Genomic DNA, 7,377 nt, shown 5'->3' on the forward strand with positions numbered 1-7,377 from the left:
ACGATCAGGATGGGCAGGACGCCTGCCCCGAAGGTCAGGATCGTCATCAGGTGCTCTTGCATGGTTCATGCCTCGTTGTTGGAAAGCTTGCTCGACGCCGTCATCCGTCAGACCTGGAGCCGCTGCGGGACACCCGCCGGCCAGCGACTTTGCAGCAGGCGGCTGCGGGCGATGCGGGTGATGGTGATGACGTTGGACTGGTTGCTGCCCAGGACGTGAAATGCGCTGTCGTCTTCCCCGGCATAGAAGCCCACGTGCTCCTACCAGCCTTGGGGTGAGCCGCTCCAGAAGGTAAGGATGGCGCCACGTTGGGGCATACAGGCCTCGCCGAAGGCGTCCCATTGCCGGGCGCCTCAGGGGCTGCCGGGCAGCGCGATTCACGCCTGCCACTTGCGCAAGCGGGTCGTGACGAAGGCTCCGCACCAGGCGATCTAGCGGGGGTCGATCCATGCCACCGACTGATCGAACCAGTTCCGCAGGCGGCTTGTATGGGACCGCTCATGCAGCCACAGAACCAGCTCGGCTTCGCAATACTAAGGATATGGGCTGATCGATGTTGAAGGCACCGATCGGCGCCTCGTGTGTCAGCGGACCATAAAAGGGCCGCGCCACGAAGCCGATTGATTGCTTGAAGGCGACAATATCCTGATGTGTGACGGGCCTCGCTTCCCGTCGATCAGGCCCGCGTGAAAACCGAGGTCCTTCAGCAGTTGCTGGATCGGCTTCCAGTCTGGAACGCGATACTCGTCCTTCACAAGTCCTCGCATGAAAAAGCCCCCCGGCGTGGACGCGGGCGGGCGGGTTGACATGGGTGATGTGTCGCCGGGTCAGCGGCGGTGGTCGGTGCCGATCTTCGGGTCGAAGGGTGCGCTGCAGTAGGGTCCGAACGAGCCACGGCTGCTCCGTTCGGTCGGCACGACGAAGCGGGTGCAGGTGCGCCAGAGAGTCTTGGGAATGCGGCACATGTGGTCGAAGAAGGCCAAGGCCGACCAAGTGCGGACCGACCGGCCTTCTCAGCCGTCCTCGCGGTGCGATCCGCACAGCCGGGCGCCCTCCTGGCCCTCGATCCAGATCAGCCGCTCGCCTGACACGGGCGAGTGCGCCTCGACCACGTCGCGGGTCAGGAGCGCAGGCCCTTCGTAGGCCGGCTGCTCAATTGCCAGGGTCACGCTGATCCACGGCCGATCGCGGATGTGCCGGTCCCAAACGCCCAGTCCCCAGAAAGACGCGGCAAGCGCCAAGAGCAGCCAGAAGCTGTCCCGCGCGGTCAGCCACAATCGAGGTCAGCACGTCGAGCCCTAGGTAGCCGTGCGCGGTCAGCAGCACGGCCGCGATCGCTTCGCTGCAGCCCGCCCACTGGGCGGCAGCCGGAGCAAGCGAAAAACCCAGCCCCCGAGATGCCAGCTTCGGTCATGCGCATTCACAGGCGCTTGCTCTCGCTCTTGCGGAAGACGTACAGGGCGGCCGCAACCAGCCCGACCCAGAGTTGGGCGGTCTATCCATGAAGTCGCCCCGTGAAAGTGGCGTCTGGTGGCGCTGCAGGTCTGTCACTGGTAAGGCAACCGATACCTGCCATCCAACTGGATCCCAGAATGAGCTTGGACCATTCCACCCGTGGAAAGCAGTCGCTTCCATTCAAGCCCATGACTCTCGGAGAGTATCCTGACGTGCCTCTCTCCGGAGCCACTCTCTACAGTCTGGCCGAACAGTTCGGGAATGATGGTGCGCTTGACTATACCACCGCCAACGGCAACCGGGTCATATGCCAAGATACAACTCATACCGCCTCGATGAAGCGGACCCATATATGCTTCAGCGGTAACAACAATACCGTACATTTAGGGAAATTATCTGGCATTTGTCGCTTGGATATCGCTTGTATTGGCGGGTCGACGGTCACCATTGGAACCATCGACATCGTTCGGGGTGCTACGATCATGGCAGCCCACCAAGCCGAAATAGCCATTGGCTCGAGATGCATGATCTCCCGCGATGTCATGATCTATGCCTCTGGCGCGCATGGAATCTATAATTCAGCCGATGGAAGTCGGCGTGGCTCAGCAACTATACACATCGGCGACAGGGTATGGCTTGGTCAGGGCGTGCGCGTCCTGTCTGGTGCCAAGGTCGGACCCAATTCGGTGATAGGCTCCTACAGCGTGCTGGCCGGAAAGATACCGAACAACTGCGCGGCCGCTGGAAACCCGTGCCGCGTTACGTCGCGTGATATATTCTGGACCAAGGAATCCGTGGCAGGGAACTATTTCCTGCATCTGGAGAAATCTGGAAAGCCCACACCACCTTTCGCAAAGCTGACGGAAATGCCCTAACGCCTGCTGTCACTTTCTATTTTTTCCATGTACTTCAGAGTTGCAGCATCCTTATCTGCGGGGTGGATCCTACCTCGAATTCCACCCAAGTCAGAAACTTCCTGGTTGGCGTGGGGATCGCGCGCCGTTGCTCACTTCGCCGAGAAGAAACCACTCGGCCATGACCATTTTCGATACACTGTAATGGACAAGCGCGGCAGAGGTCCGCCAAGTGAAGGCAGGGCTTGGCAGGTAGCACCACCGTCAGGAACAGCAGCACCTTGGTCATGTGATACCTTGATGCCCCTGCCCTCGCGATTTATGACGGCGAAGAAGCTGAACATGGCTTGCATCGGTGCGATCATCGGCAGGTCCCATTCCATCCGGGGATCCACATCCACGCTCGCCGCACGCCCACTGCGCGGCTGCTAGAGCGAGCGAAAAGCTCAGCCCCCCGAGATCCCGGCCTCAAGGGTGGACATTCAGAGGTGCTTGCTTTCGCTCTTGCGAAACACGCAGGAGGCGGCCGCAGCCAGCCTAGCCCAGAACTCGGGCGGTTGATCCATGGGTTCTATCCTTGAGCTACTTCGGAAGGGCAGTGCGGCGGCCCAACATGATGCCGGCTCTCGCCAAGGATCACTTCAGCCGGGCGAGTTGCTGGAACCTCCAGCTTGGATCGCCTGCGAGCCGCCTTCGTATTGTTGCATGAGCACGCGCCTCGGCATAAGCCTTACAACTTCTGGTGTTTCGAGGGCGCAGTAGTGAAACCCATAAAGGTGACCAATGTCGGATTTTCCCGCACGCCTAGTGGTGGAAGTTATCATTGCGACGTCTCGGGTCTCGCAGGGCTTTCTCACCTGACGCACGACGTTCGGAGTTCGACTGGCCATCCTAGGCCCGCGACCTCGGCCGCCTGGGTTGCTATTGGACTGCTTCTGCCCGCGATGAGAACCGGCCGCTGCCTAGAAATAGAAGGCAAGCTTCCAGGTTTGTTGCTGCATCTGCTTCGCAGTGACATCCAAGCCCTCTTGCACAACTTCGATCCTGGACTGAAGCGCATACTGATCGAATGCGACATCACGGATGAACCTCCGCAAGCGGCGGGACCGGAGTTAAGGATTGCGACAGGCTTCTCTGCGGGGGTGGACAGCTTCGCCGCCTTGAAGTGGTTCGAGACTACCGGGGCACAGAATGCCCTGAAAGTGACCGACTTGTTCACTTTCGACGTCGGAGCCTTCAACACCGATCTCGAAGGCCAGACCCGCGCGGCGGCGTCGCTATTCAACGGCGCTGCGGATCGTGCTTCCAGCTTTGCCACGGCCACAGATCGTCATTACCATATCGTCCACTCCAACATCGTGGATGCATATAGAGTAGACAAAAATTACGAATTCATTCGAACGCATACGATGAGAAATGCGTCGGCTGCGGCACTGTTCGAACATGAAATCGACACATACTTGTACGCATCAGGTTACGACTACAGTGATATGAACTTAAGGCGTTCAAGCGCCATCGCCAACATCGACGCAATTCTTCTGCCTATGATTTCGCCAGGAAGACTGCGCATGATTTCTGCAAACGCGGGCGAGGCACGCATTGAAAAGACAATCAAGATTGCCTCTGACCCTGTGGTAAGATCAATTTTGGACGTCTGCGCGCAGCGCGCTAAAGAGCGAGCCCGCTCCCTTGGAGCAACCAAGAACTGCTGACCTGCCATGGGATTTTTCCTCCACCGCCGATTAGAGTCCGCCCTAACTCGAGGACGGACAATGAAGCGAATGAGATTCACGGACGAGCAGATCATCGGGATCCTGGCCGAGCACGAAGCCGGCGCGAAGTGCGCTGATCTGTGCCGCAAGCACGGCATGTCGGAAGGCACCTTCTACAATTGGAAGGCCAAGTTCGGCGGCATGACGGTGTCGGAGGCAAAGCGGCTGAAAGCGCTCGAGGATGAGAACGCCAAGCTGAAGAAGCTGTTGGCTGAACAGATGCTCGATCTCGCCGCGATGAAGGAGCTGGTTTCAAAAAAGTGGTGACGCCTGCCGTGAAGCGCGAGGCGGTCGCGCACTTGAGGTCCCTGCTTGGGCTCTCGGAACGGCGGGCGTGCCGGATCGCTGGGGCGGATCGCAAGATGATCCGCTATCTGGCGCAGCGTGCGCCGGATACCGTGCTGCGCGGGCGGTTACGGGACTTGGCCAACGAGCGCCGGCGGTTCGGCTATCGGCGGCTCTTCGTCCTGTTGCGCCGCGAGGGCGAGCCTTCGGGGATCAACAGGATCTATCGGCTCTACCGCGAGGAGGGGCTGACGGTGCGCAAGCGGAAGGCCCGACGCAAGGCAGTCGGCACCCGAGCCCCGATCCTGGTCGAGGCGCGACCCAACGCACGCTGGTCGCTGGATTTCGTCCACGACCAGTTCGCCAGCGGCCAGCGCTTCCGGGTGCTCAACGTGGTCGACGATGTCACCCGTGAATGTCTCGCGGCAATCCCGGACACCTCGATCTCGGGGCGCCGTGTCGCGCGTGAACTCACGGCCCTGATCGAGCGTCGTGGAAAGCCCGGCATGGTTGTCAGCGACAACGGGACCGAACTGACCAGTAACGCCATCCTGCGATGGTGTTCCGAGCACAAGGTCGAATGGCACTACATCGCGCCAGGCAAGCCGATGCAGAACGGTTTTGTCGAAAGTTTCAACGGTCGGATGCGCGACGAGCTGCTCAACGAGACCATGTTCCGCAACCTGGCTCATGCCCGTGTTGTGATCGCGGCCTGGGCTGCAGACTACAATACCGAACGCCCCCATTCGGCCTTAGACTACCAGACCCCGGCTGACTATGCGCGGTCCCTGACCACCGCAATCGCCCGCCCCGCTGCGCGAGATGAAAGCTCCGCGCATCGGGCGATTGCTCACCCTGCACCGACCACCGTAAACACAAACCGGGCTCCGGTCGCGGCTGGATGAAAGACCCGTGGCAGGTCACTGCTCCCGCTGCGCCAAGTGCTACCGGACCATGGCGACGCTCGACGCAATCGGGGAGATTGACAACTTTGCTGGCGTCTTCGACGTGCCTTACTATCGCAAGAACCGGGACGTGATCCTCGCAGATCTCCGGCGCAGGGCGGCCGAGTCCCCGATAGATAGGTCAATCGTGGCCCTTTTCACGGCCGCCTGACGCTTGAAGCCCGGCCTTACCCAGACAGCGGCAGAAGCCGCATCGTGGCGCCGGTCGCGTCCCGGCCGTCGAGCCAGGTCAGGAACTTGCCCTGCGGCGTTTTTACGACGCGGGGATCGGTCGCAGTTCCGGAGAAGTGTTCGTGATCTGGCGCAGGATCCGCCAGTTGCCGCGCGACACCCGGCGCAACTCGATGATCTGGTATTCCACACCCGGCAACTTGACCGAAGCGAAGCAGCGATGCAGATCGCCCGGGTCCAGCACACAGTTCCCAAAGGGATACGGCGCCGCTGCGGCCAAGGTGCCGCCCGCGTTACAGATGTGCTCGACATCCCAGAGGCTCGGACTATCGAGATCGCAGGTCCCCCGGATGTAATAGCCTTTGTTCCTCGGATCGCCGTCACGGGCGAAGTTGTTGACGCTTGCCAGCCAGAGCAGCTTCCGCCCGATCCGCTGTATGGAGATGGTTGGCGGGCTGATGAGAACGCACTGACTTCGGAGATCGTTGCGCTCGCAAGCCAGTATGGCCGCTATGGCTACCGCCGCATCACGGCCCTGCTTCGGAGTGCCGGTTGGGCCGTGAACGCCAAGCGGGTGGAACGGATCTGGCGGCGGGACTGAGGAGGATCAGGAAAGGCCCAGTGGGGCGTTTCCCCGACAAAGCTGAAGGTCCCGCAAAGGCAACCAAAGAAAGCGAGGCTTTGGCTCAACGATGGATCGTGCGTCCGTCTGCGACCAGAGCGGTCAAACCACGTCTAGTCTTGTGACTTTGTCGAGGCCCGGACCCATGACGGAAGGAGGTTCCGCATTCTCAACCTGATCGACGGGTTCACCCGGGAATGCCTGTCAATCCGGGTCAACCGGAAGCTCAACTCAACAGACGTGATCGATGTCCTTTCGGACCAGTTCATCCTACGTGGCGTGCCCAGCCACATCCGATTCGACAATGGCCCTGAGTTCGTGGCCACGGCGGTGCGGGACCGGATCATCGCCGTTGGTGCCAGAACGGCCTATATCGAGCCTGGCAGCCCTTGGGAGAACGGCTATTGCGAGAGCTTCAACTCGCAACTCCGCGACGAACTGCTGGATGGTGAGATCTTCTACAGCCTCGCCGAGGCAAGGATCGTCATCGAAAGCTGGCGTTGGCATTACAACACCAAACGGCCACATTCATCCCTAGGCTACCGACCGCCAGCCCCGCACCTCCTGCAGTGGCCGGCTGCGCCACCTGGAACCGCTTCGCCGGCCACTCCAAACGTAGCGCCACAACACGTCATGCACCAAGATCGGAAATGGACCACCTCGTTGGGGCAGGACATTCAGGCGCGCGGAACAGATCTCTCCATTCCCCAGCTGTCGATGTCCAAAGGGATATAAAAAATTCTTTGTCTCGATGAAGGAAAAGTCCGCCGCTCCGAAAAGACCTTCTTCAAGCATTCGTCCCGCGGCTGATCCATTCCAAAGATGTTCTGCTGACGTCGCTTGATCGCCAAAACCCTTAAGCAGGCATACTTGATCTATACATCCGACCGATCGATCCATCTTTGCTTAGCCGCGGCAGCTTCGACGAACTGACATATGGCGCAGGGCTCATCCGATCACATGTCCACTTAACCTTCTTGGCTTACGAAAGACATAACGGTCTCGATGGGTCGGCGTCCCATGTTGCGATAGCCGAGATGCGGCCGTTCGGTGTTGTAGCGGACAAGCCAGGCATCGAGATCGGCCTGCAGTGCCTCGACGCCATCGTAGAAGTTGTCCCGCATGGCCACGCGGAAGAATTCATCCAGCACGGTGCCGTTGAAGCGTTCGACGAAGCCATTGGTGCGGGGCGTTCGGACCTTGGTGCGGCGATGCTCGATACCGTTGAGGTCGAGATAAAGTTCATACGGATG

10 protein-coding genes and 1 pseudogene are annotated in these 7,377 nt (G+C 60.1%); 5 read left to right on the forward strand and 6 right to left on the reverse strand.

The genetic code is table 11. The features are described 5' to 3' along the window. Positions 1–107 precede the first annotated feature (107 nt). From BLQ03_RS18305 to BLQ03_RS18315, 3 genes are all read right to left on the reverse strand, one after another. Positions 108–254 carry a hypothetical protein gene (locus BLQ03_RS18305; protein WP_175558836.1) on the reverse strand — a complete coding sequence of 49 codons (147 nt, stop codon included), beginning with the start codon at positions 252–254 and terminating at the stop codon, positions 108–110. A 573-nt stretch (positions 255–827) separates the two neighbouring features. Further along, positions 828–983, reverse strand: a complete 156-nt coding sequence (locus BLQ03_RS18310) for a hypothetical protein (RefSeq protein WP_175558837.1) — start codon at positions 981–983, stop codon at positions 828–830. A gap of 30 nt (positions 984–1,013) precedes the next feature. Continuing rightward, positions 1,014–1,169, reverse strand: coding sequence for a hypothetical protein (locus BLQ03_RS18315; RefSeq protein WP_175558838.1), 156 nt, complete (start codon positions 1,167–1,169; stop codon positions 1,014–1,016). 423 nt (positions 1,170–1,592) lie between these two features. On the opposite strand from BLQ03_RS18315, the gene BLQ03_RS10500 reads away from it, so the two are divergent. Further along, positions 1,593–2,330 carry an acyltransferase gene (locus tag BLQ03_RS10500; protein WP_090755665.1) on the forward strand — a complete coding sequence of 246 codons (738 nt, stop codon included), beginning with the start codon at positions 1,593–1,595 and terminating at the stop codon, positions 2,328–2,330. A gap of 131 nt (positions 2,331–2,461) precedes the next feature. Here the strand turns inward: BLQ03_RS10500 and BLQ03_RS17930 are convergent, their stop codons facing one another. Continuing rightward, complete coding sequence (locus BLQ03_RS17930) at positions 2,462–2,692, reverse strand: hypothetical protein (protein ID WP_139166690.1); 231 nt, start codon at positions 2,690–2,692, stop codon at positions 2,462–2,464. Positions 2,693–2,980: 288 nt separating this feature from the next. On the opposite strand from BLQ03_RS17930, the gene BLQ03_RS10505 reads away from it, so the two are divergent. The 3 genes from BLQ03_RS10505 to BLQ03_RS18320 all read left to right on the forward strand — a co-directional run bounded on the left by BLQ03_RS10505 (position 2,981) and on the right by BLQ03_RS18320 (position 5,482). Beyond that, positions 2,981–4,021 carry a hypothetical protein gene (locus BLQ03_RS10505; RefSeq protein WP_139166693.1) on the forward strand — a complete coding sequence of 347 codons (1,041 nt, stop codon included), beginning with the start codon at positions 2,981–2,983 and terminating at the stop codon, positions 4,019–4,021. Positions 4,022–4,081: 60 nt separating this feature from the next. Continuing rightward, positions 4,082–5,271 (forward strand): IS3 family transposase gene (locus tag BLQ03_RS10510; RefSeq protein ID WP_090755670.1). Its coding sequence is split into 2 segments (ribosomal slippage): positions 4,082–4,334 and positions 4,334–5,271, totalling 1,191 coding nucleotides; the frame shifts between segments, so codons are not numbered across the junction. 49 nt (positions 5,272–5,320) lie between these two features. Further along, positions 5,321–5,482, forward strand: coding sequence for a hypothetical protein (locus BLQ03_RS18320; RefSeq protein ID WP_175558839.1), 162 nt, complete (start codon positions 5,321–5,323; stop codon positions 5,480–5,482). A gap of 102 nt (positions 5,483–5,584) precedes the next feature. On the opposite strand, the gene BLQ03_RS18325 is transcribed toward BLQ03_RS18320, so the two are convergent. Continuing rightward, on the reverse strand, positions 5,585–5,782 hold the full coding sequence (locus tag BLQ03_RS18325; RefSeq protein ID WP_175558827.1) for a hypothetical protein: 198 nt from the start codon (positions 5,780–5,782) through the stop codon (positions 5,585–5,587). 171 nt (positions 5,783–5,953) lie between these two features. Here BLQ03_RS18325 and BLQ03_RS10515 point away from each other — a divergent pair. Beyond that, positions 5,954–6,763 (forward strand): annotated as a pseudogene (locus BLQ03_RS10515) (IS3 family transposase); the annotation flags it as partial. 329 nt (positions 6,764–7,092) lie between these two features. On the opposite strand, the gene BLQ03_RS10520 reads toward BLQ03_RS10515, so the two are convergent. Continuing rightward, positions 7,093–7,377 (reverse strand): integrase core domain-containing protein (locus BLQ03_RS10520; RefSeq protein WP_139166695.1); only part of this gene is annotated, 285 nt, incomplete at its 5' end.

It is taken from the genome of Paracoccus chinensis, from assembly GCF_900102885.1.
Classification (GTDB): Bacteria; Pseudomonadota; Alphaproteobacteria; order Rhodobacterales; family Rhodobacteraceae; genus Paracoccus; species Paracoccus chinensis.

Bases quoted from the DNA above. Each gene is read 5' to 3' on its own strand.
- BLQ03_RS10500 (WP_090755665.1), top strand. From the start codon at position 1,593: ATGAGCTTGGACCATTCCACCCGTGGAAAGCAGTCGCTTCCATTCAAG.
- BLQ03_RS17930 (WP_139166690.1), bottom strand. From the start codon at position 2,692: ATGGAATGGGACCTGCCGATGATCGCACCGATGCAAGCCATGTTCAGC.
- BLQ03_RS18320 (WP_175558839.1), top strand. From the start codon at position 5,321: ATGGCGACGCTCGACGCAATCGGGGAGATTGACAACTTTGCTGGCGTC.